This is a genomic window from Labilibaculum sp., from assembly GCF_041595635.1.
In the GTDB taxonomy this organism is placed as follows: Bacteria; Bacteroidota; Bacteroidia; order Bacteroidales; family Marinifilaceae; genus Labilibaculum.
Genome location: NZ_JBFHJW010000017.1, coordinates 13,716 through 37,913, shown reverse-complemented (window position 1 = coordinate 37,913; position 24,198 = coordinate 13,716). Strand labels below are relative to the sequence as shown.

Sequence of the window (24,198 nt, the reverse complement as noted above, 5' to 3'; positions counted from 1 at the left end):
AAAATTATTCATGAATAAGATATTATTTTTCACCCTTTGCTGTGGAATCACCTTTCTACTTTCCTGTAAAAAGAACACAAAACCAGAACCTGCACTAAATAAAGATCAGTTCACTAAAATGCTGATTGATATTCACATTACAGATGGATCACTGAGTACAAAAAATATTTTTCGCTCAGGAAATAATTTTCGTCCCAGCTATTACTACAATTCAATATTCGAACGATATGATATCACCCGGGAGCAATTCGATTCCTGTTTATCCTATTACTCTAGTGATACTAAAAAATTCACCAAAATGTATGATGTAATTATCGATTCGTTAAACCGACTCGAGACTAAATATCGTATTGAACTTAAGGACCAAAAAATAGAACAAGATACAGTGGACCTTTGGTCGAAAAAAAAGCATTGGAGAATTCCTTCCCGTGATAAAAACAATTTAACCTTTGCAATTCCTACCTCACAAACAGGAATTTACACCATAAAAGCAGACATTAGAATTTTCCCTGATGACCAAACTGATAATCCAAGAATAGAAGCATATTTTTGGAAAAAAGATAGCTTAGGGAAAGACAAAAAAATATTTTTCGAACCTCAAGAAATCGAGAAAAGTAATCGGTTCAACACCTATGAAATTCAGATGGAATATCCTGATTCGAGTTACACCGAACTACGAGGTAACTTATTTGCTGGGGATAATGATCTCGAAGAATACACTGAACATTTTGAAATTAAAGACATTCTAATTTTCAATCCGCAAATTAGACCAGATTCAGTAGAAGTAATGAAGGAATTAAATAAAGAATTAGATTTAAAACACCAACGGCGTAAATGAGAAAGCTATCTGCAAATTATATTTACCCCATTAGCTCATCTCCTTTAAAAAACGGAATTCTGATTCTGGATGAGAACAATTACATTGTAGACCTTATAAACACCAATGGAAAGATAAAGGAAATTGAAAATTTGGAATTTTATAGTGGAGTAATTGTTCCGGGTTTTGTAGATGTGTTTACTCTTTTAGGTTTTCCGGGCTTTACAAAAAATGATTTTCTAGCTTGTGCGGCTGTTAATTTTGAATCTGCTTTAAAAGAAAAACTTCTACAAAAAAAAGAAACTTTTGCTTTGGTTCAAAAAGGTATTAACCAACTGGAAGCCTACGGAACTAAAGTAGCTGCTGATTATCATTTAGAAAGTAATTTTGCCGTACAAAAACAAAAATCAAAACTTCACTTTCAGAATGTGAATTTACTTCATTCAAATCCTACATTTACTGCCCCAACCATTAAAGAAAAACGAAATAGCCTGGAATCCATTTTAGTAAACCGAATTCTACTTGAAAACCAAGCAACTTCATGCATTTCAATAAATGAACAAAACCAATATTGCATTGGAACAGGATCCTTAGGAATGACACAAAAGTTATCTGTCTTTGAAGAATTAAAATCGCTTCAGGTTCTTTTGCCTGAACTTTCTTTTGGAGATTTATTGAAATGGGCAAGTTATAATGGAGCCAAACACCTAGGCATAGAACATGAATTTGGAAGTCTTGAAATCGGCAAAAAACCAGGTATAAATTTACTTTCTCATTTGGACTACACAAATGAAAAATTTAAAGCAACTAGTGAATTAATAGTCCTAGCATAGACATAGTTCTCTACTTTCTGAATTAAAAACCCTCATTACTGCACATTCCAAATAGGATTTCCTAAATTTGCTTTTCAAAAATTAAGAAATTAATGGCAACTTTTCTCTTCGACAAAATAATATTTGGCCCTGTAAAAAGCAGAAGACTCGGCGTATCCTTAGGCATCAACTTATTACCTAATGATTGTAAACTATGCAGTTTTAATTGTATTTACTGCGAATGCGGATGGAATCCGGATAAAAAGGAGCAAAAGATCAACTTTCATCCTAAAGATCAAGTAAAGCAAAGTTTATTCGAGAAACTAAGCTCCATGAAAGCCAACAACGAAGATTTGGATGTAATTACATTTGCTGGAAATGGAGAACCCACACTTCATCCGGAATTTAGCGAAATAATTGATTATACAATCGAGGTAAGAAATCAGGTTTTTCCACAAGCACGAATAGCAGTTCTCTCCAATTCGTCAATGATACACAAAAAGTCAGTGTTCGATGCATTGAATAAGGTCGATGATAACATCTTAAAACTTGATGGAGGAACAGAAGAAACCATACTTAATTTAGATCAGCCAGTAGGCAAATTTAACCTAGAAAAACTAGTTGATCTCTTATCGAAATTTAATGGTAATTTAATTATTCAAACTCTTTTTATCAGAGGAGAGTACGAGGGAAAAATTATTGACAACACCAGCGAAAAAGAGATTTCTGCATGGATTGGTCACTTGCAAAAAATTCAACCTAAAGAGGTAATGATTTATACGATTTCGAGAGATACACCCAGTGATCAACTGGAGAAAATATCGAAAAAAGAGTTGGAAAAAATAGCTAAAAAAGTGGAAGCCGCAGGTTTTACTACTCAGATTAGTGCTTAGCCTATTTTTAGCAAAACTTTTCCCTCTGAAGTTAGCTTGCTAAAAAATATTCTTCTAATTTTTGGTTGGCATTCAGCCGAATTTTTACGTCAATAAAAATGTTTTGTTTCTACTAATAATGTGTTTTTTTTTAATCCAGCTATATCTTTATATTTAGTTTGGATTTACTACCTAAAAGTATAACTTTAAGAATATTACAACTTAACACCCACGAGAAAATAATAAATCTATGTATACAACAACTATGAAAATAAGCTGTTTACTTCTTTTTATAACAACTTCGGTTTTATGCTTGGGTTGTCAGAATAAGAAAACATCGGTAGAAAAACAAGCTGAGATAGAAGCTCCACAGCAACAAAATTTTAAATCAGTTAAAACATTATTTTACAATGTTCCCAGTCCAATAGAGGTAAGTGAAATCATAAAAACAATGGATCTTCCCTACCAACCTGATTTGATGAATTCGGTTAGCAATTCGGACAACTATTTATCGCAGGCGGATATTGCCATTAACATTGGTATTTATGGGGCAGACCTAAGTTACATCCGAATTTACGAACAGTTTCAGGATGCAGCCAGATATTTAGCCGTTATCAAAAAATTCACACGCGAATTGGGAATTCCTGAAGAACAGGAAAAAATTACCGCCCAAAGAATGGAGAAAAATATTGAAAACCAAGATTCTTTGCTAAGTATTATTACTGAAACCTTCACCAAGTCGGATAGTTATTTAAAAGAAAACCAAAGAGGTGGAGTTGCTGCTCTTATTGTTTTCGGAGGTTGGGTTGAGACTTTATATTTAGCAACCAACATTGTTGACTTAAACAATCCACAAAAAGAAATGGTCGATTTAATTTCTCAACAAAAACATTCTGTCAAAAATTTAATTGGCTTACTCAATCAATATCGAAACAATTCTAAAATCAATCAGATTCTTCCAGAATTGAAGAAATTGGATGCAAAATTTCAAGAAATATCACAAAGCAAATCAACAGCATCGAGTATTAAAAATAAAGATGGTAAAACGATCATAAGAAATAAAGTAACTCTAACAGCCTCGAACCAAACCATTAGAGAAATAAAGGAAATAAACGATACCATTAGAGAGACAATTACTGAATTATAGGATATTGCGAGCACTAAAACGAATAGAATGAAAAAAATTATAACAGCCACTTTACTTATTTTTTACCTACTCGCATTGCCAAACTTATTGCTTGCGCAGTGCAATGAATATACCAAGAAAGAATGTATTCCTGCGCTTACTCCATACACATTTAACGGACAGTTAAACAACGCCGTTTTATCGGAAGGCGAAACCGCTGAGTTGCAACTTACCTTTTACAAGGATCAGGAATATCGTATTTTGGTGGAAGGTGAAAATAATCTGGGTAACATACAATTTCAACTTTTTGATACAGATTACAACATACTGTACGATAATTCGGATGAAGATTATACCAATATATGGGATTTTATGGTAGAAAGCACCGATGACTTTATATTGCGTATTTTGGTTTCGAAAGATGAAAGCAAAGAAAAAATTGAAAGTGGATGCGTTTCCATTTTAGTAGGATTTAGAGCATTCGGATCGAGAACAATTTTTAAATAATACACTACTAAGAAATACAAAAAAACCATCCAGAAAGGATGGTTTTTTTTGTTTTACGATGAGTCGGATCTTGAAGAGTTATTTCAATATAAATTTAGAAGAACCAATATGATTTCCTTCGGCAAATACGTCAATTTTATATTCTCCTTCAACCAAGCTTCCATCGTTGTCCCAAAAAATAGCAACATCAAGTTGTTGGCCTTCGTACTCAATTTCACGTTTAGCCGAATAGCTCAATTTTGTATTCTCAAAATCAAACAAAAGATTTTCAGGGTTACCTAAAACAACTTCGTCGGGACGACTAATTCGAACAAAAATTTCTTTTACACCTGTAGAAGCAGTCACATTCTTTTGAAGAGTAAAATTGGTCACCAATTTCTCAGTTTTAGAAATCTTTTTCACCTCTTTCCCTTTTCTGTTAATGGGTGTACAATAAAGATCTGTAAGCGACAAAGTTGCAGCTTTACTAATCACTTCCTTCATCGATTCGGTAGATTCTTCCAACTTAATATTCCGATCTTTTACCCAATTAATTTGTTTTTTTACTCGAGCATTTTCGGCAGTAAGCAACTGATTTCTTGTGTTTAGAGAATCTATCTGAACAATATAATCTCTTAGAACGCCCTTTAAAGTTCCCAGCTCTCTTTTGTATTTGTTAATTTCGAAATATGAATTGTTTCTGAAAACCTTCATACGCTCCAATAATTCGCTAATCTTTTCCTGTTCCATTTTTAGCTGAACATTTAAGGTATCGTTATTGGTTTGTAAAGAATCATAATCCTGAGAAAGTGATTTTAATTCATTCTCAAGATTTATTTTCTCAATTGTAATTTCAGATATATAACGTTTGTTATCGCGGTGTTCCATAAAATACATTACCGCTACAATTACAAGAATTACTCCTAATGAAGCCAAGACTCCGATATAAATGTTGTCTTTTTTACCGTTGTTACCTCTAGTTTCTGCCATAAAAAAAATCTACTTAATTAATTCGCACAAATTTACTTATCTTTTTTTTAAATCGTATTGTCTGATTTATTTTTGTTTAAGCCTCTTTTCAGCTTTTCCTACGTGCTTTATAAATCCTGGTTAGATTCAAACACCTAGAACAAGCACAGCAATAAGTAAACCAAGCTTAGAATCTAAGCTAAACAATAAAAGAAAACGGAGCTAATATCCTGTTAAAGAAATTGCTCCGCTACTTAATACAATCTGTATCTAACTTTCTAATTAGTAGATTTTTTCTACAATACGTTCCCTAACTTCACACCAAAATGAAGAGTTCTTGGCTGCATTGGACCATAAACATAACCTGCATCTCGTCCAGATCCGTAATCAAAATCGTCCTGGAAAGAATTAAACATATTCTTCACACCAAGGTCGAATTGCAACTTCACATCTTTTCCCAAATCAAAATGATAGGATAAATTAACGGACACATCCATAAAATCATCCGTTTTTACCAGGCTTTCTTGAATTTCATTTCCGAATTCATCATCCCCTCCACCTAAGTGAATTAAGTTCATGGAACCAGTGTAGCTTCCCGAAAGGGTAGCAGTAAACTCATGCAAGGGTTTCCAATTAAGAGCAAAATAGCCATAGGTTTCAGGCGTTCTTAGAATCTCGTCGGTACTTGAATTTTCAGTATCATCATCTTCACCCTGGTCAACAACATCGTCATATTTACTCGATTGAAGCGTTAATCCCATTTGAAAATCGAGCTTGTAGCTAGGAGCCAATTTAAACTCAAAATTCATTCCTTTTACCAGTGCACCATTGGCATTCGATTTAACACTTACTAGGTTTCCATCATCATCAATGTCGCTGTACTCACTTAAAAATGGATCGATTAGATCAGTGTAAAACCCTTCGGCTAAAAAATAAGTCTGTATATTTCCAACAGATTTAGAATAATCCCAGGATAGAGTATAACTGTTTGATTTTTCTTCAGTTAAATCATCGGCCAACACATGAACAACTCTTCGCGCTGTTGATGCTTCGATATGTAAATCTTCATCGAAAAGTTGTGGGGCTCTAAAACCTCTAGCATAACTCAAACGCATTTGAGATGCCTTCGAAATATTTAATAAAACATTTGCACGAGGACTAAAAACAGTATTAGAAAATTCATAATCATCAGCAGTATTTTTAATTTTGTAAGAATCCATTCGAACCCCTAGTAAAAATTTCACTGTATTTAAATCCCATTTACTTTGGGCAAAAATTCCCACTGTATTAGAGCTTTGATCAGCAATTGTCGTAGTCTCTACATATTCATTATTCTCATAATCGTAATAACCCAACTTATCGTCTTTTATGCTATTATAAGAATTCTCTGCGCCCAAAGTGATATCAGCAGGAGAAAACAAGAGATTATTCATTTTTGTGAAAAACTGTGCTCCAGTGGAAAGAGAAAAATCATCGGTTTGTCCGTAAGCACTATAATCAGGAATTGCTGTTTCCAATTCATTTCCATCCTCATCTTCGACAGTAGCAGCACCGTAGTAACTCTCCCTATCAACAGTTTGTGCCGATGCATAAACAGCTAGTTTGCTTATCCTATCCTCGTTAAAATATTGATCCCACGAAACTCCTCCTGAGTTAATTCGATGAGAAACTTCTTCGGCAATGATTGCTTCATGTGCTGGCAAATCCAACTGATCACCACCTCTTCGGTACTCATCAATCACATGGTATTCTAGCGTTATTTTTCCAAGATCATTTATTCTATGATAGGCACGCAAACCGGCACTAAGATTTTCCAATTTAACGATATCAGAAAAACCATCATCATTCGCATCCCAAGCATCGCGCTCGTGATTCATTCCAAAAATAAAAATACCACTTTTAAAATCATCCGAAACAACAGAAGCATTAAAATCGGCTGAAATATCGTTCGCGAAACTTCCGCTTCCGTCCACACCAAGACCGAGAGCTCCGTATTTTACACCTGCCTTAAAAGAATTGCTAATGGGATCTTTAGTAATAACATTAATCGTTCCCGCAATTGCATTCCCACCAAAAAGAGCGGAACCACCACCACGAACCACTTCAATTCGTTCAATCATATTTGCAGGGATGTGTTCCAAACCGTAAACACCTGCTAAACCACTAAAAATTGCTCTGCTGTTAATTAAAATCTGAGTATACCCCCCCTCAAGACCATTCATTCTTACTTGTGAGAATCCACAATTTCCACAATCATTTTCTACTCGCAAGCCTGGAGAGAAAGCCAAACCATCGGCTAAAGTAGCGGCAGAAGTCTGTTTTAATAGTTTCGTTGAGATCGAATTCACAACTACAGGAGCATCTTTACGCTGAATCGTATTTCTATCGGCAGTGACCACGACCTGATCGAGGCCGATAAAATCTTCTACAATTTTGAATTCAATGTCATTATTACTTCCGACTTCAATATTTAATTCTTTCTTATCTAACTTATATCCAACACAAGAAGCTATTAGGTGATGATGTCCGACAGGAACCTGATCGATAACAAATTCTCCCTCGAAATTGGTTACGGCTCCCAGACTAGAACCTTCAACTGCCACACTGGCGTAAGGGATTGGTTCATTACTATTTCTATCGGTAACTGTACCTTTTATGCTTGTTGTTGTATTTTCGGCAAAAGTAGAAAAAGTTAAACTTAGGAGCATAACAATGCCCGCAACTAAATGCATTAGTAGTTTCATTATAAGTGTTTTAGATTAAGATATTTGATTAAATTTTAGGCATACTAGCACCTACCTCTACAAATTTGAAGAAGCAAAAGCATCTGCTTACTAATGAGCAGTATTAGGCATTAAATATTAAGAATAGATGGGAGGAGCCCGATTAGGCAAAAGAAATTCGAGAATACTACTCTTCACCAATAAACGGTACACATTATCGATGATGAATGCTTTACTAAAAATCGCGGCTAAATAAAAACCAGCAACCAAAGAAAAAAAGAAAGCCGTAATTTGTTGTAATGAAAAATACTCCTGACCAGAATGATGATGATGTCTTGTTCCTTCGGCACTTCCGGATTTATGGTAGGGATGTGCATGCACAAGTACGGTTCCGTCAGCCTGCTTATGAACGTGCCAATTATAAACAGCATTGGCCGCCAACATAATCATTGCTGGAAGCAGAATACTAACAAATGCTATTTTAAATTTTCGAAACGCTTTCATTCAACCTTTAACTAGGACTAAAATTACGACACAAAAATAGGATCTACTCCAGCATCAACCAATACCTATATGTTGGTATTTAAGAAAAACCAACCTAAATACTAGGCTTCTTTATCATTTCGAAAAAATCTACCAAAAGATCCTCCGAAGCAATCAAATCAGAATCAAGAGCAGGTCGTCCTCCCTGAATTCTATTCAAATAATCCTGAGGAGAACAAATCATCTCATTTTCGTACAGATACCAAAACTGAACGTAAACCCACAAATCATGTCCAGGTCCGAATTTAGGTCTCAGTTCGTAAGCTTTTTCGGTTAAAACCTCAATTTCGGAACCAAAGCGATAAAACATATTTTTAAAAGGAAGGGGATGAATTCCTGTCTGTTTGGCCTCATCGAAACGATAATCTCCAAACTCAATCAACTGCTGAATTTCTGTTTTTCCCTCAAAATTGGCATCCTTAGCAGAAAAAGTAGAAATCCATTTCAGCAATTGAGAGGAAGAAATACCCAGTTTCTTTTGAGCCATTTTGGCCAATTCATCCAAGTGATTTTTTAGTGAATGATCTGCTCTTGTTTCCACAATATCGTAGCTTATGATATCATCTGAACAAAATTTTCCTTCCCAGTTTACCAATCGATTTACTTCCTGTAAAATTTCAGATAGAAAGCTTTCCTTATCGTTTTGTAAATCACAAATTAGTAGGTAGTAATCTTGGTATCTTACCATTCTTACCAAAATACCTCGAACAGAAAACTTCAAACTCCGCTTTAAAAACAAAGTTTTCTTTTGCAAGTAGATATGAAATTCGTACCTGCACTCACTTTCTTTTATCTCTGAAAAGGAAAGTAAGGAATTGAATGAAATGGGAACGGATTTATCTCCTTTTATTGCACGATCGTGAAGAACAGCTTCCTGACATCCCCCTTTTTCGAAATGCGTATGGTTTAGAACCACTACCCCTTTTTCAACCGCATATTTTAGAAGAGAAAGAAGCAAACGATGAGTCGATATTTTAAATTCTTTTTCGATAAAAACAGCATCTCCTGCCTCTACATTCAGGGCTGATTCATATTTTGAAATGTCCTTACTTCGAACTTGGCCCGAAAAAAGATGCTTCCATTTCGTAGTATTCCGCTTTAGGTGTAAATATTCATCTGGCAATACTAGATGAGGAAACTGCTTTCGAAAAGCAAGAAGCAAAGAGTGATTTCGATCCAAAGAATCAACAATTTGATGTAAAGATTCTTGAAAATCATTAGGAATGAAAATTGCACATTTGCAAGCTTGATTTGCTGCCAATATCGAAAACATAATCTCCTTTATTCCAGCATCTAACATCACAAAATCAAATTTTGTTTGAGCTGCTATTTCATAAAACTCATTTCTTTTTAACAAGGAATATTGCAAGGAATCATCCATTTTACTTTTATTAACTTATTTTTGTTTTGAATCTTTGTAATTTTGTGCGCAAATATCAATTATCAAAACCAATTAACTTGAAAAAATTAGCTTTAAATATCCTTTTAGGAATTGCAACTTTAACTTTTATATATTCCTGTGCAAGACAAGGTACGCCTAACGGCGGTCCGATTGATCGTGTAGCACCCAAAGTTATAAATACTCTGCCTAAAAATTATTCCACCAACTACAAAGGTGGAAAAATAGAGGTATTCTTCAATGAATTTGTGAAACTTAACGACATAAGTAACAATTTCATTATATCACCACCCTTAAAAAAGAAACCCAGTGTAAAGTTAAAAGGTCGTTCTATTTATATCAAATTAGAAGAACAGCTTCGTGAAAACACTACTTACACACTCGATTTTGGAGACGGATTAAGCGATAATAATGAAGGAAATGTACTTGAAGGTTTTCAGTTTGTATTCTCAACTGGAGATCAGCTAGACTCCCTGAGTATTAAAGGAAAAATAGACAATGCCTTTACCGAAAAGCCCGTTGAAGATGTCATGATTATGGCCTACTTAAACACCAAAGACTCTATTCCTTACCAAGAAATAGCAAGCTACATAGCCAAACCCGATTCGTCTGGTTATTTTCAACTGAATAACCTAAGCAAAGGAGACTACAAAATATTCGCATTGGTTGATGGAAATCAAAACTACCTTTACAATGGTCCAGGAGAAATGATAGGCTTTAAGAAAGATTTAGTCACACCAAGCATACATACTTACGAGCAAATAGACAGCATCAGTAAGGATTCTATTGTGATCCGAAAAATACACTCACCAGAACCAACAAATGTTCATATAAGAATGTTTGATGAGATCAACCCTCTTCAATATTTAACCACCTACAAACGTGACAGAAGAGAAATGATTTATTTTGAATTTAATACCAGCAGAAAAGATAGTTTAAAAATTGACTTCTTAGGTATGGATGAAAATCCAAATTGGTATCTGCTAGAAAAAAACAGAACCAACGACACTCTATCCTACTGGATTACTGATTCTCTTATCTACAAAAAGGATACTCTTTTGGCCAAATTACAGTACCTAAAAAGCGATTCATTGGGTCAGCTTGTTGGTTTCATTGATACTGTCAAATTACGTTATTCAGATCCTACAAAAGCGAAGGAGTCGAAGAAAAAAAAGAAGCAAATTACGATTAAAGCCCCAACCTATAATTTCAAGCTAAATGCTAGTGGAGCCCAGGATTTAAACAGATATGCTAAAATAGTTTTTAATGAACCTTTGGCTGAAATAAACAAGGACAGCATCCAAATTTATCGACTTCAGGATACCTTAGAAATTCCTATTGATTATAAAATAGAACAGGACCCTACCAATATTCTTACTTACAATCTGAAAATAGATTGGAAACCTGAAACCCAATATAAAGTAGAATTTGATTCCACAGCATTTCGTAATATTTATGGTATTTACAGCGATAAATACAAAGGAAAAATTACAACCCAAGAAGAAGACTATTACGGACGAATTTTGCTAAGTGTGGGCAATGTAAAAACTCCTTTGTTGGTTCAATTACTGAAAAACAGTAAAAGTGAAACTCTTCTTCAAACAAAAAAAGTTGATTCCGACCAAGTTGTTGTGTTCGACTACTTGGCTCCCGACAGCTATTTTTTTAAAATTATTATTGATGAAAACCGCAATGGTAAGTGGGATACAGGAAACTATCTCGAAGGAATTCAACCCGAACTGGTTATTTATTACAAAAAAGAATTAAAAGTTCGTTCCAATTGGGATGTTGAAAGCCAGGTTTCCATTTCTGAAGAAGGAAAAGAAATCAATTTCAATAAATATCAAATTGAACTTGAGCTTAAGAAAAAAGAACTACTCGAAAAAGCTTTACAAAAAGAAGCAGAGGGTAATAAAAGAACAAAAAGATCAGACGATAAATAAAAACATAAAAATATGTCAGTACTCATGGAATTTGCTATTTTCCCTACCGATAAAGGAGATAGTGTAAGCAAACAAGTTAGCAAGGTTGTTGAATTGATCCGTGAAAGCGGGATTTCCTACCAGTTAACGGCAATGGGAACACTTATTGAAACAAATGCATTACCCGAAGCTTTGGCTCTGATAAATCGCTGCTACGAAGTTTTAGAGGTGGATTCGGATCGTGTTTATTGCACAATGACAATGGATATTCAAAAAAACAAGAACAACCGCTTGACGAGAAAAGTAGAATCTATCGAAAACAAAATTGGCCAGGTTAACAAATAAATTTCAATTCCTTAATGTGATTCAAAAACTCCATATTCTATTGCTTATGTTGTTGATTTGCTCTTCAAAAAACACAACAGCGCAATGTATCCCTGAAAATTTTGCTTTTCAAGCAGGTGAAAAATTGGTTTTCAGAGGCTACTACAATTGGGGTTTTATTTGGGTAGCTGCCGGAGAAGTTGAATTATCGGTGGAAGCTGAACAGTTCCAAAATCGGGATGTTTTTAAAATAAAAGGAGAAGGCAAAAATACCAAAGCTTTCGATTGGGTTTTTAAACTAAGAGATACACTTACCTGCTATGCTGACCGACAAACACTTTCTCCGCTTTATTTCGATCGAAGAACTCACGAAGCCAACTACAATGCTCATCACGAATATTGGTTCGATGAGTCCAATAAGCAAATTTTTTCGAAAATTCAGAAGCGTGAAAAGCCAGTCAAGCTGGATACACTAACCAATAAACCCTGCACTTTCGATATTTTATCGATTGCTTACTATGTCCGCAATTTAAATTTTTCGAAGTATAAAAAAGGCGATAAGATTCCAATATCGATACTAATTGATAATGAAATTCATTCCTTATACATTCGGTATCAGGGCTTAGAAACTATCAAAACGAAATCGGGAGAAAACTTTGAATGCCTAAAATTCTCCCCTCTTTTAGTAGAAGGAACCATGTTTAAGGGCGGCGAAGACATGACTGTTTGGTTAAGTAACGATAACAATCGAATTCCTATTATGGTAGAAGCTAAAATTTTAGTAGGAAGCGTAAAAGGTGTTTTAGATTCTTACGAAGGTCTACGAAATACCCAAAACTCCCTTTTTAAACAGGGAAACGGTAAACTTGATATCGCAGAATAAGATTTCTTACGCTTCCATCGGCTCGAATTGTTTTTTCTACTTCTTATCAATCTTTATTTCGAAAAGCTTAGGCCATCTTTTTCCTGTAACAAATAAACGTCCGTTAGTGGAATCCCAGGCAATCCCGTTCAAAACCTCATCACCTTTTATCAATTGGTTCTTTTCAGATGTATTTAAGATAGATCCCAAGTTCAAATTTCCTTCCACACGACCAGTCTCAGGATTAATAATCACAATACGATCGGTCAACCAAACATTTGCAAATATTTTTCCATTGATATATTCCAATTCATTCAGGTTGGTCACTTTTCCTTTGTTGTCGTAAACCTCCACGATTCTTGTAGTAGAATAATTGTTTGGATCGATAAATGAAAGAACATTGGTACCGTCCGAAACAACCAACTCATTGTTGACACTCGTAATTCCCCAAGCCTGGCCATTACTAGTTAATGGGGTAAAAACATCTTCTTGCTCAAAGGTTTCTGGGTTAATCACAAAAGCTTTTCCCGAAGTCCATGTTAGTTGAATAATTTTATTGTTGTACAAAGTAATTCCCTCACCAAAATATTCCTGTTCCAAATTTTTAATGGAAAGAGCTTCACCATTCTCAATTTTCACCTTACGCAAACTCGATTCTCCTTTTTGTCCGGTTCCCTCATATAAAAATCCATCATGATAAAATAAACCCTGCGTGTAGGCTCCTCTATCGTGAGAATATTCATTTATGATTTTGTACGAATACTCATCGGGAAGCAATTCGGTTTTTACATTTATATGGGTCGAAACAATACCAATGGTTCCATCTACATGGTAGGCCATTACCTTTAGAGTATGTTTACCCATTTTCTCATTTCTGAAAACGCAGCTCATTTTCCAGGGCTCATCAGTAAGACTTCCAATTAAAGAATCATCAGCCCAAAATTGTACCGAATCGATATCAGCAGCTTTTTTTCTGGGCGTCATAATAATGTCGAACTTTTCACCCATGGTGAATAAATCATTGCGATGTGGCTGTTTTAAACGCAAACTATTCACAATCTGATTTGCTTCCTGTGTCGGCTCTACCTCTTTTTGCGAACTTGTTTTATTTTTATTCGCCGCATTATTATTGCACGATAACAAAAGGAAAATATACAGTAAGGGTACAAAAGAATAAAAATTCATAGTCAGTCTTTTTTAATCTCGAACCGATTGTAAAAACCGATTTGATAATAGATCAGAAAATAAGATTAAAATTAGGTAAAAAAAAACTGTCCTGATCAATCAGGACAGTTCCAATTTATTTTACAATTTCCCATTCATGACCATCCTTGGTGTCTTTTACAACAATTCCCAAATGGGTTAGTTCATCTCTAATTTTATCGGCAGTTGCCCAATCCTTATTTTTTTTAGCTTCGTCTCGAGTCGAAAGAAGCAAACGAATTACCTGATCGAGTATTTCATTGTTTCCACCTTCTTCGCCTTCTTTTTTCAAGCCTAACACATCAAAAACCAATTCGTTATACAATTTTTTCAGACTTCCCAGATCGCTAGCGCTTATCTTTTCTTTTCCGCTTGCTAATGAATTAATCATCTTCACACCATCAAAAAGATGAGCAATCAAAATTGGCGTGTTAAAATCATCACTTAAAGCTTCGTAACATTTCGTTTTCAATTCTTCAATTGAATTGGAAGAAGAATCCGAAACCTTAATTTTATCCAAGGTTTCAATGGCTGTCATCAGTCTTTTAAAACCCTTTTCGGCTGCCTGAAGCGCATCATTTGAAAAATCGAGTGGACTACGATAGTGAGCCTGAAGCATGAAAAAACGTACTGTCATAGGACTGTATGCTTGCTCCAACACATCATTTTCGCCTGAAAACATTGCTCCTAAATTCACAAAATTTCCCAATGATTTCCCCATTTTCTGTCCATTGATGGTAATCATGTTATTGTGCATCCAATATTTTACAGCTTCATGTCCATTAGAACCAGTTGATTGAGCAATCTCACATTCGTGATGTGGAAATTGCAAATCCAATCCTCCACCATGAATATCAAATTTGGCGCCCAAATATTTCTGACTCATAGCCGAACATTCTAGATGCCATCCTGGAAATCCATCGCTCCATTTCGAAGGCCAACGCATAATGTGTTCCGGACTCGCTTTTTTCCATAAGGCGAAATCGAAACTATTTTTCTTTTCACTTTGTCCTTCCAAATCGCGAGTATTCGAAATTAACTCTTCAATTTTTCGTCCAGACAATTTTCCATAGTCGTATTTTTTACTGTATGCTTTAACATCAAAATATACCGAACCATTGCTTTCATAGGCAAATCCATTGGCAAGTAATTTATCGATCACCTCCATTTGCTCAATAATGTGTCCCGATGCACGAGGTTCAATACTTGGCCTCAATACATTCAAATCATCCATATCCTTATGATATCGATCGGTAAAATATTGAACAATTTCCATTGGCTCAAGTTGTTCCAAACGAGCCTTTTTTGCAATTTTATCTTCTCCTTCGTCGGCATCATTCACCAAATGTCCTACATCAGTGATATTTCTCACGTAGCGAACTTTAAAACCGATGTGTGATAGGTAACGAAAAACCAAATCGAAAGTAATTGCGGGGCGTGCGTGACCTAGGTGCGCATCACCATAAACCGTAGGACCACATACATAAAGCCCAACATGAGGCGCACTGATGGGTTCAAACAATTCTTTCTTCCGACTTAGTGTATTATAAATGAACAACTTATTTTCCATAACTGTAATATAATTCCAAATTCTACTGGGAGTGTAAAATTATAAAAAATAATTGCTCTCCATAAAATATATTGCGAATAACTATATAATTCTGATAGATAGCCTCCATTTAATCTTATTCCTAATCTTTTCAGCCTATCAACAAAGCCCAAACAAGTCACATTTCATTCAATAGTTACAGAAAAATAGCAAGATTAGTGACGTATCTTTTTCATAAGCGTTTTTTTTTATTGTCTATATAGATTCCTTCACTATCTTTGTGCAGTAAATTATTCTATCCAATATCCTTATTTGCACTTAGCATCATCAGCAATATTATTAGAATACATTCATCTTCCTCATTGAATGTAAAGGAAAATCAACAAAGAAAATAACAACGAAATTTTATATAGAAATTGATCTAATTTAAATAGAATAAATGCCGATCTTATGCTCATAAGAAAATCTTAATCATGTATTATTGTTATAGACAATCAAAATACATTTTTTATTCTTACTTTAAAGCTATGAACTTATACTAGATCAATTGAATAGTGGAATTACAAAATTAAAGAAATGTCAAAAAAAAATAAAAAAGAACATAGAAAAGGAAGTCCAAAATATAACCGCCAAAATCTAGCAAAACTGATTGATGGAATATTCGCTCAAAATCCTACAAAAACATTCAACTACAAACAAATTTCAAGCGAATTAGGAATTAAAGACATGGGCACAAAACAGCTCGTAGTTGGAGTTCTTAGCGATTTGGTTGATTTAGACCTTTTAAGTGAAGTCTCAACAGGAAAATATAAATCCAAATCGAAAACTGGCCATATAACAGGTAAAGTAGACATGACTGCTCGCGGAGCTGCATTTATCGTATCCGAAGAAATTGAAGAAGATGTTTTTGTATCGCAAGCTAATTTAAACAGAGCTTTGCATGGCGATATTGTTAAAGTTTCTCTTTATGCTCGTAAAAAGAGCAAGCAGCCAGAAGGAGAGGTTATTGAAATTGTTAAAAGGAAAAAGACCTCATTTGTTGGTATTATCGACCTTTCTAAAAACTACGCATTCCTAGTTTCATCTGGAAAACAAATGCCATACGATATCTTTATTCCCTTGGCCAAGTTAAATGGCGCTCAAAATGGCGATAAAGCAATTGTGCAAATCATTGAATGGCCTAAAAAATCGAAAAATCCGGTTGGTCAAGTTACTACAGTTCTAGGAAAACCAGGCGATAACAATACCGAGATGCATGCCATCTTAGCCGAATTTGATCTGCCTCATATTTTCCCCGAAAATGTAAACGAAGCCGCCGAGCATATTTCTGATGAAATTAGTGCAGAAGAAATTGGTCGCCGTCAGGATTTTAGAAATGTAACCACTTTTACTATCGATCCACATGACGCAAAAGATTTCGATGATGCTCTGTCTATCAGAACACTTGAAAATGGGAATTGGGAAATTGGTGTTCACATTGCTGATGTAACGCATTACGTGCGAAAAGGAAGCATTATTGAACAGGAAGCATTCGATAGAGCAACTTCTGTTTATCTGGTTGACAGAGTCGTTCCTATGTTGCCTGAACGTTTATCCAACGGAGTTTGTTCTTTGCGTCCTAATGAAGAAAAGTTAACCTTTTCTGCTGTTTTCGAGATGAATGACAAAGCTGAAGTTATTTCAACCTGGATTGGTAAAACAATTATCAACTCGAACCGCAGATTTACTTATGAAGAAGCTCAGGAAATTATAGAAACAGGTCAGGGAGATTTTCAGGAAGAAGTTCTAGAGCTAGATAAATTGGCTAAGATTCTTCGCAAAAAAAGATTCAAAAAAGGAGCCATCGATTTTGAACGTTTCGAAGTAAAATTTGAAATTGACGAAGATGGAAAACCAACCCGCGTTTACTTTAAAGAATCGAAAGACTCGAATAAGTTAATTGAAGAATTCATGCTTTTGGCAAACCGTCGTGTAGCCGAAACAATAGGCCGCGTTGCAAAAGGAAAAACAGCCAAAACCTTTGTTTACAGAACTCACGACCAACCAAACCCTGAAAAACTAAACTCTTTCAATCAGTTCATACAAAAATTTGGTTACGGACTTAAAACCAGCAGCGCCAGTGCAATATCGACATCATTAAATACTTTACTGCATGACGTTAAAGGAGAAAGCATTCAAAATTTAGTAGAAACTCTAGCCATACGTTCCATGGCTAAGGCCGAATATTCAACTGTAAACATTGGCCACTACGGATTGCATTTCGACTACTATTCGCATTTTACCTCACCAATTAGAAGATATCCCGACATGATGGTTCACCGATTGTTGGAAAAATACTTCTCGGGAGCAAAATCGGTAAACAAAGATAAATACGAAGAATATTGCCAGCATTGTAGTGAGATGGAGCAAAGAGCTGCTCAAGCCGAACGAGCTTCTATCAAATACAAGCAAGTAGAATTCATGCAGGAACATCTGGGACAAGAATTTATTGGAACCATATCAGGAGTAACCGAATGGGGATTTTACGTAGAATTAGATGAAAATAAATGCGAAGGAATGGTATCCATTCGCGAATTGGAAGATGATTTCTACGAATTTGATGAGGACAACTATTGCATTGTTGGACGCAATCACCGGAAAATATATCAATTGGGCGATAAAGTAAATATTTTAGTTGCCAAAGCCAATTTAATAGCTAAACAACTGGATTTTGTACTCGCTGATTCTGAAAAAAAATATAATTCTTTTCTGTAAAAAAAGAGAAGGTCGGATTCAGCAATGATTACCGACCTTTATTGCATTGTAAATCTGGCAAACGAATAGAGTTTACTATTATTGAATTAAAGAGGAGCATTTCATTCATCCACTCTTTTTATGTAATTTTGATTAAAAGATACATTAACCAGCTTACCACTAGCATGAAGAAGATTTTAGTAATTGATGATGATCCAACGATATGCATGATGCTTCAAGCTTTACTTAAAAGGAAAAGCTTTGATGCTGATGCAGTATTCTCGGCTGGCGAAGCGTTAAAAAAGTTAGAAAACAATCAATTTAATCTTGTTTTAAGTGATTTTCGTTTACCCGATTTTGATGGATTAGAACTTCTGCAAAAAATTAAATCCATGCATCCTCAGATGCCTGTTATTATCATGACATCCTATGCTGATATTAGAACAGCTGTTAATGCTATTAAAATGGGTGCCTACGAATATGTGACCAAGCCGCTTAATCCTGATGAAATTTTATTGCTAATTAATTCAGCTCTAGAAAAATCATCAGAGCAAAAAAGCGCTCAAAAATCAAAAGAAAAAAAGAAGAACGAAGAAGTAAATTTTGTTCGTGGGAAAAGTTCTAATTCCCAGCAAATCGATCAATACATTAAATTAGTGGCTCCTACTGATATGTCGGTAATTATAGAAGGAGAAAGTGGTACAGGAAAAGAAATTGCTGCACAACGAATTCACTACGATAGTAAGCGCAAAAAGAAAGCATTTGTTGCTGTCGATTGTGGTGCTTTATCGACCGACTTGGCTGGAAGCGAATTATTTGGTCACATAAAAGGCTCATTTACGGGAGCAATAAACGACAAAGAGGGTCAATTTGAAGCAGCTGAGGGCGGCACTTTGTTTTTAGATGAAATCGGGAATTTATCGTACGAAATTCAGGTGAAACTTTTACGAGCATTGCAGGAACGAAAAGTTCGCCGAATAGGAAGCAATAAAGATATAGACGTTGATGTTCGCATTGTAGTAGCAACTAACGAAGATCTTTCTGTATCGGTAAACAAAGGCAATTTTAGGGAGGATTTATATCATCGCTTAAACGAATTTAAAATTACGGTTCCTGCGCTGCGAAACAGAATTGAAGACATAGAATTGTTTGCCAATTATTTTCTCGAATTATCAAATGAGGAACTCAACAAAACTGTTGCTGAATTTAGCCCTGAAGTAATTGAAAAATTCAAATCTTACTCCTGGCCAGGAAACCTTCGAGAACTCCGAAATGTGGTGAGAAGATCTGTTTTACTGAGCCCGGAAAGAAAGGTAGAAATAATTAGTTTGCCTAACGAAATTTTAAATGAAAACAATAGCAATACGGCAATTTTAGAAGGTTCCGATTTGAAATTAATTCAAGCCATCAATGAGAAAGAACTAATCATTTCCACCCTTCAAAAAGTGAACTACAACAAATCAAAAGCTGCACGAATGCTGAATATCGACCGCAAAACCTTATACAATAAAATAAAGCAATACAAAATTGATATGTAAATCATTAGGCTGACATCTCCTCCTGAATGGAGGATGTTACCTTTTTCGTGTTGACAATAAGCTCATCAATCCATTTCTTTACCTGTTCGTGTGAAATCTTAGCCTCTTCTTTTTTATGAAGAAAAGCTTCTAATTGCAATAGAATAGGAACCACTTTTATTACTTTAAGCTGATTGAAAGACGACAACATTTTATGAGCAATTTCCCCTATCATTAAATAGTTTTCTTCCCGCAAGGCTTTGCTCATTAATTCAATATTTTCATGAGCCGATTCAATAAACTGTGCCAAAACCTGATTCAATAATTCCTCATCCTCAGCAGTAAATTGCTGAATCTGACTTAAATCAAACAGTTGATTAGATTTTACAGCAGAAGAAGTATTTTGCACCTCAATATTTTCCCCATCATCGGAGCCAAACAAATCGTGAAGCATTTTAATAAGTAATAGCTCGTCAAATGGTTTTACCAGACATTCGGTCATTCCCGAAGCAATGTATTCCTGTAAATCCGATTCTCTTACATTAGCAGTTAAGGCAATAATTGGGACTTCCGATTTATTGTTTTGATCTAATTTTCGGATCCTTCTACAAAGTTCAATGCCGCCCATTTCAGGCATATGAATATCGGTAAGAATCAAATCATAAACCTGCTGATTTACCAATTGGAAAGCCTTCACTCCATTCTCCACAAAATCGGCTTTCAATCCCCAATCTGAGAAAATACTTTTTAACAAGAGCAAACTATACGGATCGTCATCAGCTACCAGAAATGATTTGTTTTTCAAAAAATCTGGCATTTCTTTTTTCTTTATTTCTTTACGATCGACGACCTTTTTTTTCGATTCCATCAATGGAATTTTTAAGCTGAAACAAGATCCTTCGCCCAACTTACTTTCCACATTCAAATCGCCACCTAATAATCGTGCTAATCTTCTGCTTATGGCAAGTCCCAATCCTGTACCGCCATATTTTCTAGCCGAAAAAGAATCAGCCTGACTAAAATCCTCAAAAATAGTTTCCAATTTACTCTCCTCAATTCCAATTCCCGTATCCACAACATCTACTTCAAATGAAAAGAGCTTTCCTTTGGGAGTCACCGATACTTTAATGCTAACAGAACCCTTATTGGTAAATTTAATGGCATTACTTCCTAAATTTAGTATAATCTGTTTGATTCGAAACGGATCACTCTCCAAATTTATTTTATCGTTTCCTTCATAGTCCAAGCTAAAGTCAACCTTCTTATTATCAGCATTTATTTTTAAAATGTCGTAAGCATCAAAAACCAGTGAATAAGGATGAAATGGGATTTTTTCGATGTGTAGCTTTCCAGCTTCAATTTTCGATAAATCGAGAATTTCGTTCACTATACCCAACAAATGAGTCGATGAATTTTTCAAAACACGAACAAAGCTTTGCTGCTGGTCTTCCAATTTTGTTTTCGTAAGCTGATTGGTAAAACCAATGATAGCATTTAGAGGAGTTCTAATTTCATGACTCATTGTTGCTAAAAAGTCCTCCTTCACTTTGGCCAATTTTTCGGCTTTTCCCTTCGCTACAAAAAGTTCTTTTCGATAAAAATTACTTTTCGTGATATCGGTAAGAATAAAAATAATGAATAAGATTCCCAGTACAAATCCTACAATAATAATGATTGAAATCAAAAAAATAGAACGATTTGCAATCTCCTTTGCACTTTCCGATTCATGAGTTAATTGCTGAAGTCGTTCTTCCTCTAACTGATGAAGTAAAACTTTAATTTGATCCCACATCAAAGAATTTTCCTCTACAAGGCGCAATTCTTCATTCGAAACAATCTCTCTATTTAATCTCTCCTTAGCCTGAGCAACGAGTAACATATTCTCCAAACTTCTCAGCAAACTATCAGACTGTGGCAAATAACTGGTATCTATTTTTACTTGCGTGCGCTTAATAACAGTCTCTATGGAATCAATTTTTGTTTCTACTTTCTTTCCACTAAAAAGACGAGCTACAAAGCCCTTTCTTTTTTCATTTTTCACCTCAGACGGACTAAGCACCGTATCTAGAAAGGTAGTAGTGGTAGTTGTGGTTTTAATTTTTGTTTTTGCCGCATCAGAAACTTCACTAAGCTGATCGATGGCTTTTTGTGATAAATTCTCCTTCTCTTTGGATCGCTTAAGTTCAACAAACTTTTCCAATTTATCAGCTCGCTCCTCCAATAAAAAATTCATGGAATCAATTAATAAAAAAGACTTACTATCGACGCTAAAATTCCGTAACGAATCCAAATCATTCTGAATGTCAATAATATTTTCGGCGTAATCAGCCAAGTAGCGTTCCTTTTTAGTTAATGAATAAATTCTAATCTTATTTTCGGCCTCTGATAAATTGGTAAGAATTCGATTCATTCTAGCGATTTCCGCATCTGGTTTCGATAAAAACACTACCGAATCGAGAAGTCTATTATAAGACTGGTAAGCAATAAACACAGATGCTATAATTGCCAAGAATACAAATATATACCCTAAGACAACCTTTACTTTAACATTACTTTTACCCTCTGTTACCATCTTAATATGTATGGACTAATTTTAGTGCTATTCTACTTACTTTCAGTAGGCTAAAGTTAGTAAGAATTTTTAAGTCAATTTCAGATGATTTGAATTCAAAACTTCTAAATACTTATTGTAAACTGTGTATTTTATCCCCGAAAATGGGGATGTATTCCCCATAGCCCTTTTACTAATTAAAACAATTTGTGCGATACGTAGAATCATTAAAGCAATTTAAACACTATAAATCTGACACTTAAACCTATTTCTAAGAAAAAAATGAATGAAAAAAAGTTCTTGGCATGATATTCACATATGTAAAGAAAAAGACACGAAACAAAATCTCTAAAAAATAACTTATGAAACGTATTTTTATAGCACTGTTGATTGTTCCATTTTTCATCTCATGTAACCAAAAAGAGTTGAAACAACTTCGAGAGCAAAATCAACAACTAACTGTTATGGCTCAGGAAAAAGACTCTTCTATTAATGAATTCATTGGATCATTAAATACGATTGAAGAAAATCTTGAAATTATTAAGCAAAAAGAAAATATTATTGCAGTTAACTCGGAGAATCCAAATCAATCGCAAAAGCAAAGAATTGCAAGTGATTTAACTTCGATTAATAATTTAATAGAGCAGAATAAATTAAAAATTGAAGAACTAGATAAAAAATTAAATAATAGCTGGTATCAAAATTCGAAGCTACGCAAATTAACCGATCGTCTGAAAACAGAATTACAGACTAAAGAAGGTGAAATTGTACAATTGAATGAGAAAGTTGCGAAACTAAACATAGAAATTGACAATTTAAGCGGACAAGTTACTGAGTTAAGTGGAACTGTATTAGCTTTAAATACAGAAAATGAGAATAAAACGAAAGTAATTGAGAATGCAACAAATGAACTAAATACTGCATACTATGTATTTGGAACCAGCAAGGAATTACAAGATAAAAACATCATTTCGAAAGACGGTGGCTTTATTGGAATTGGAAAAACTGCTATTCTTAATAAAGATTTTGATACAAGTGAATTTGAAAAAATTGATATCACCCAAACAAACACAATTCCTGTAATCGGGAAGAAGATTAGTTTTGTAACCAATCATCCAAGTAGCTCTTATAAGGTTGAGGGAGCTGAAACAGTTGAAGGAATTACGATTCTTGATCCAGTAGAATTCTGGAAATCTTCAAAATATTTGGTTGTAGCGGTCAGATAATCAATACATGGTTGAGTTTTAAGGTTGTCCAAGAAAGGCTGTCAGGAGTGGCAGCCTTTCTTATGCTTTATCATTTCTAAAAATGATAGCCTCTAAAGCTCTTTTGAATGTTAATGAGTTTTTGTAATTTAGTATTTATATTTAATTTAAATAAAAATAAGACTCATGAAAGAAACTTACCAAATCAATAAGATTTATTCAATAATCCTTTTAATAGTAGGATTACTCGGATTCACTGCAAGATATCTGGAAGTTGGAGATTGGCAATTTACAGCCTTAATTCCTACCTTTTTTGGACTGATACTCTTTTTTTGCACTGCAGGAATTCAAAAGGAGAATGCAGCTATTGGACATGTGGCAGCTTTAGTTACAAGTTTACTAATTATCATGTCGGTTGTGATGTTGCTAAAGGGCGTTTTAGGAGATGCCGGATGGGGACGCAAACAATGGATTTTTCTATTAATTATTCTGGGTGGAATTTGGAGTTTACGCAGCCAAATACTGTATTTTAAAGCACAACGAAAAAGAAAAGCCGCTAAGGCTAAATCCTAAAAAAGCCCTAAC

19 protein-coding genes are annotated in these 24,198 nt (G+C 34.7%); 12 read left to right on the top strand and 7 right to left on the bottom strand.

Annotated elements, in window-relative coordinates; translation table 11 throughout:
- Nucleotides 1-10: 10 nt before the first annotated feature.
- The 5 genes from ABYT26_RS07135 (at nucleotide 11) to ABYT26_RS07115 (ending at nucleotide 4,134) form a co-directional block, all read left to right on the top strand.
- On the top strand, nucleotides 11-838 hold the full coding sequence (locus ABYT26_RS07135; RefSeq protein WP_372752320.1) for a DUF4296 domain-containing protein: 828 nt from the start codon (nucleotides 11-13) through the stop codon (nucleotides 836-838).
- Nucleotides 835-1,650: an amidohydrolase family protein gene (locus ABYT26_RS07130; protein ID WP_372752318.1), complete on the top strand. Its 816-nt coding sequence runs from the start codon at nucleotides 835-837 to the stop codon at nucleotides 1,648-1,650. The genes ABYT26_RS07135 and ABYT26_RS07130 overlap by 4 nt, the downstream gene beginning before the upstream one ends.
- A gap of 92 nt (nucleotides 1,651-1,742) precedes the next feature.
- Complete coding sequence (locus ABYT26_RS07125; protein ID WP_372752316.1) at nucleotides 1,743-2,522, top strand: radical SAM protein; 780 nt, start codon at nucleotides 1,743-1,745, stop codon at nucleotides 2,520-2,522.
- Between the two features lie 229 nt (nucleotides 2,523-2,751).
- Complete coding sequence (locus ABYT26_RS07120) at nucleotides 2,752-3,648, top strand: hypothetical protein (RefSeq protein ID WP_372752314.1); 897 nt, start codon at nucleotides 2,752-2,754, stop codon at nucleotides 3,646-3,648.
- 27 nt (nucleotides 3,649-3,675) lie between these two features.
- Nucleotides 3,676-4,134 carry a hypothetical protein gene (locus tag ABYT26_RS07115; protein WP_372752312.1) on the top strand — a complete coding sequence of 153 codons (459 nt, stop codon included), beginning with the start codon at nucleotides 3,676-3,678 and terminating at the stop codon, nucleotides 4,132-4,134.
- Nucleotides 4,135-4,212: 78 nt separating this feature from the next.
- On the opposite strand, the gene ABYT26_RS07110 is transcribed toward ABYT26_RS07115, so the two are convergent.
- From ABYT26_RS07110 to ABYT26_RS07095, 4 genes are all read right to left on the bottom strand, one after another.
- The gene (locus ABYT26_RS07110) at nucleotides 4,213-5,103 is read right to left on the bottom strand and encodes a hypothetical protein (protein ID WP_372752310.1); all 891 of its coding nucleotides are present in this window, start codon (nucleotides 5,101-5,103) and stop codon (nucleotides 4,213-4,215) included.
- A gap of 275 nt (nucleotides 5,104-5,378) precedes the next feature.
- Entirely contained in the window at nucleotides 5,379-7,826 is a 2,448-nt protein-coding gene (locus ABYT26_RS07105) for a TonB-dependent receptor domain-containing protein (RefSeq protein WP_372752308.1), read from the bottom strand.
- 117 nt (nucleotides 7,827-7,943) lie between these two features.
- Nucleotides 7,944-8,309 carry a hypothetical protein gene (locus tag ABYT26_RS07100; RefSeq protein WP_372752306.1) on the bottom strand — a complete coding sequence of 122 codons (366 nt, stop codon included), beginning with the start codon at nucleotides 8,307-8,309 and terminating at the stop codon, nucleotides 7,944-7,946.
- Between the two features lie 94 nt (nucleotides 8,310-8,403).
- The gene (locus ABYT26_RS07095; protein WP_372752304.1) at nucleotides 8,404-9,729 is read right to left on the bottom strand and encodes a hypothetical protein; all 1,326 of its coding nucleotides are present in this window, start codon (nucleotides 9,727-9,729) and stop codon (nucleotides 8,404-8,406) included.
- A gap of 77 nt (nucleotides 9,730-9,806) precedes the next feature.
- On the opposite strand from ABYT26_RS07095, the gene ABYT26_RS07090 reads away from it, so the two are divergent.
- From ABYT26_RS07090 to ABYT26_RS07080, 3 genes are read left to right on the top strand one after another with little or no spacing between them, the layout of a single operon-like run.
- Nucleotides 9,807-11,690, top strand: coding sequence for an Ig-like domain-containing protein (locus ABYT26_RS07090; RefSeq protein WP_372752302.1), 1,884 nt, complete (start codon nucleotides 9,807-9,809; stop codon nucleotides 11,688-11,690).
- Between the two features lie 12 nt (nucleotides 11,691-11,702).
- Nucleotides 11,703-12,014 carry an MTH1187 family thiamine-binding protein gene (locus tag ABYT26_RS07085; protein WP_372752300.1) on the top strand — a complete coding sequence of 104 codons (312 nt, stop codon included), beginning with the start codon at nucleotides 11,703-11,705 and terminating at the stop codon, nucleotides 12,012-12,014.
- A gap of 46 nt (nucleotides 12,015-12,060) precedes the next feature.
- Nucleotides 12,061-12,876: a DUF3108 domain-containing protein gene (locus ABYT26_RS07080; protein WP_372752298.1), complete on the top strand. Its 816-nt coding sequence runs from the start codon at nucleotides 12,061-12,063 to the stop codon at nucleotides 12,874-12,876.
- A 36-nt stretch (nucleotides 12,877-12,912) separates the two neighbouring features.
- Here ABYT26_RS07080 and ABYT26_RS07075 read toward each other — a convergent pair whose 3' ends face one another.
- Nucleotides 12,913-14,040 (bottom strand): glutaminyl-peptide cyclotransferase, encoded by a 1,128-nt coding sequence (locus ABYT26_RS07075; protein ID WP_372752296.1) that lies wholly within the window; start codon nucleotides 14,038-14,040, stop codon nucleotides 12,913-12,915.
- A 115-nt stretch (nucleotides 14,041-14,155) separates the two neighbouring features.
- Nucleotides 14,156-15,628: a cysteine--tRNA ligase gene (gene cysS / locus ABYT26_RS07070; protein WP_372752294.1), complete on the bottom strand. Its 1,473-nt coding sequence runs from the start codon at nucleotides 15,626-15,628 to the stop codon at nucleotides 14,156-14,158.
- Nucleotides 15,629-16,183: 555 nt separating this feature from the next.
- Between cysS and rnr the strand changes: the two genes are divergently transcribed.
- Nucleotides 16,184-18,361 carry a ribonuclease R gene (rnr, locus tag ABYT26_RS07065; RefSeq protein ID WP_372752292.1) on the top strand — a complete coding sequence of 726 codons (2,178 nt, stop codon included), beginning with the start codon at nucleotides 16,184-16,186 and terminating at the stop codon, nucleotides 18,359-18,361.
- A 164-nt stretch (nucleotides 18,362-18,525) separates the two neighbouring features.
- The gene (locus ABYT26_RS07060) at nucleotides 18,526-19,878 is read left to right on the top strand and encodes a sigma-54-dependent transcriptional regulator (RefSeq protein WP_372752290.1); all 1,353 of its coding nucleotides are present in this window, start codon (nucleotides 18,526-18,528) and stop codon (nucleotides 19,876-19,878) included.
- Between the two features lie 4 nt (nucleotides 19,879-19,882).
- Here ABYT26_RS07060 and ABYT26_RS07055 read toward each other — a convergent pair whose 3' ends face one another.
- Nucleotides 19,883-22,366, bottom strand: coding sequence for an ATP-binding protein (locus tag ABYT26_RS07055; protein ID WP_372752288.1), 2,484 nt, complete (start codon nucleotides 22,364-22,366; stop codon nucleotides 19,883-19,885).
- 404 nt (nucleotides 22,367-22,770) lie between these two features.
- Between ABYT26_RS07055 and ABYT26_RS07050 the strand changes: the two genes are divergently transcribed.
- Nucleotides 22,771-23,634: a hypothetical protein gene (locus tag ABYT26_RS07050; RefSeq protein WP_372752286.1), complete on the top strand. Its 864-nt coding sequence runs from the start codon at nucleotides 22,771-22,773 to the stop codon at nucleotides 23,632-23,634.
- Between the two features lie 165 nt (nucleotides 23,635-23,799).
- A complete protein-coding gene (locus ABYT26_RS07045; RefSeq protein ID WP_372752284.1) occupies nucleotides 23,800-24,186 on the top strand; it encodes a hypothetical protein in 387 nt (128 codons plus the stop codon).
- The last annotated feature ends 12 nt before the right edge of the window (nucleotides 24,187-24,198 follow it).

Bases quoted from the DNA above. Each gene is read 5' to 3' on its own strand.
- ABYT26_RS07075 (WP_372752296.1), bottom strand. From the start codon at position 14,040: ATGAATTTTTATTCTTTTGTACCCTTACTGTATATTTTCCTTTTGTTA.
- ABYT26_RS07100 (WP_372752306.1), bottom strand. From the start codon at position 8,309: ATGAAAGCGTTTCGAAAATTTAAAATAGCATTTGTTAGTATTCTGCTT.
- ABYT26_RS07085 (WP_372752300.1), top strand. From the start codon at position 11,703: ATGTCAGTACTCATGGAATTTGCTATTTTCCCTACCGATAAAGGAGAT.
- ABYT26_RS07050 (WP_372752286.1), top strand. From the start codon at position 22,771: ATGAAACGTATTTTTATAGCACTGTTGATTGTTCCATTTTTCATCTCA.
- ABYT26_RS07135 (WP_372752320.1), top strand. From the start codon at position 11: ATGAATAAGATATTATTTTTCACCCTTTGCTGTGGAATCACCTTTCTA.
- ABYT26_RS07130 (WP_372752318.1), top strand. From the start codon at position 835: ATGAGAAAGCTATCTGCAAATTATATTTACCCCATTAGCTCATCTCCT.
- ABYT26_RS07095 (WP_372752304.1), bottom strand. From the start codon at position 9,729: ATGGATGATTCCTTGCAATATTCCTTGTTAAAAAGAAATGAGTTTTAT.
- ABYT26_RS07105 (WP_372752308.1), bottom strand. From the start codon at position 7,826: ATGAAACTACTAATGCATTTAGTTGCGGGCATTGTTATGCTCCTAAGT.
- ABYT26_RS07080 (WP_372752298.1), top strand. From the start codon at position 12,061: ATGTTGTTGATTTGCTCTTCAAAAAACACAACAGCGCAATGTATCCCT.
- ABYT26_RS07115 (WP_372752312.1), top strand. From the start codon at position 3,676: ATGAAAAAAATTATAACAGCCACTTTACTTATTTTTTACCTACTCGCA.
- ABYT26_RS07125 (WP_372752316.1), top strand. From the start codon at position 1,743: ATGGCAACTTTTCTCTTCGACAAAATAATATTTGGCCCTGTAAAAAGC.
- ABYT26_RS07110 (WP_372752310.1), bottom strand. From the start codon at position 5,103: ATGGCAGAAACTAGAGGTAACAACGGTAAAAAAGACAACATTTATATC.
- ABYT26_RS07120 (WP_372752314.1), top strand. From the start codon at position 2,752: ATGTATACAACAACTATGAAAATAAGCTGTTTACTTCTTTTTATAACA.
- ABYT26_RS07045 (WP_372752284.1), top strand. From the start codon at position 23,800: ATGAAAGAAACTTACCAAATCAATAAGATTTATTCAATAATCCTTTTA.
- rnr (WP_372752292.1), top strand. From the start codon at position 16,184: ATGTCAAAAAAAAATAAAAAAGAACATAGAAAAGGAAGTCCAAAATAT.
- cysS (WP_372752294.1), bottom strand. From the start codon at position 15,628: ATGGAAAATAAGTTGTTCATTTATAATACACTAAGTCGGAAGAAAGAA.
- ABYT26_RS07060 (WP_372752290.1), top strand. From the start codon at position 18,526: ATGAAGAAGATTTTAGTAATTGATGATGATCCAACGATATGCATGATG.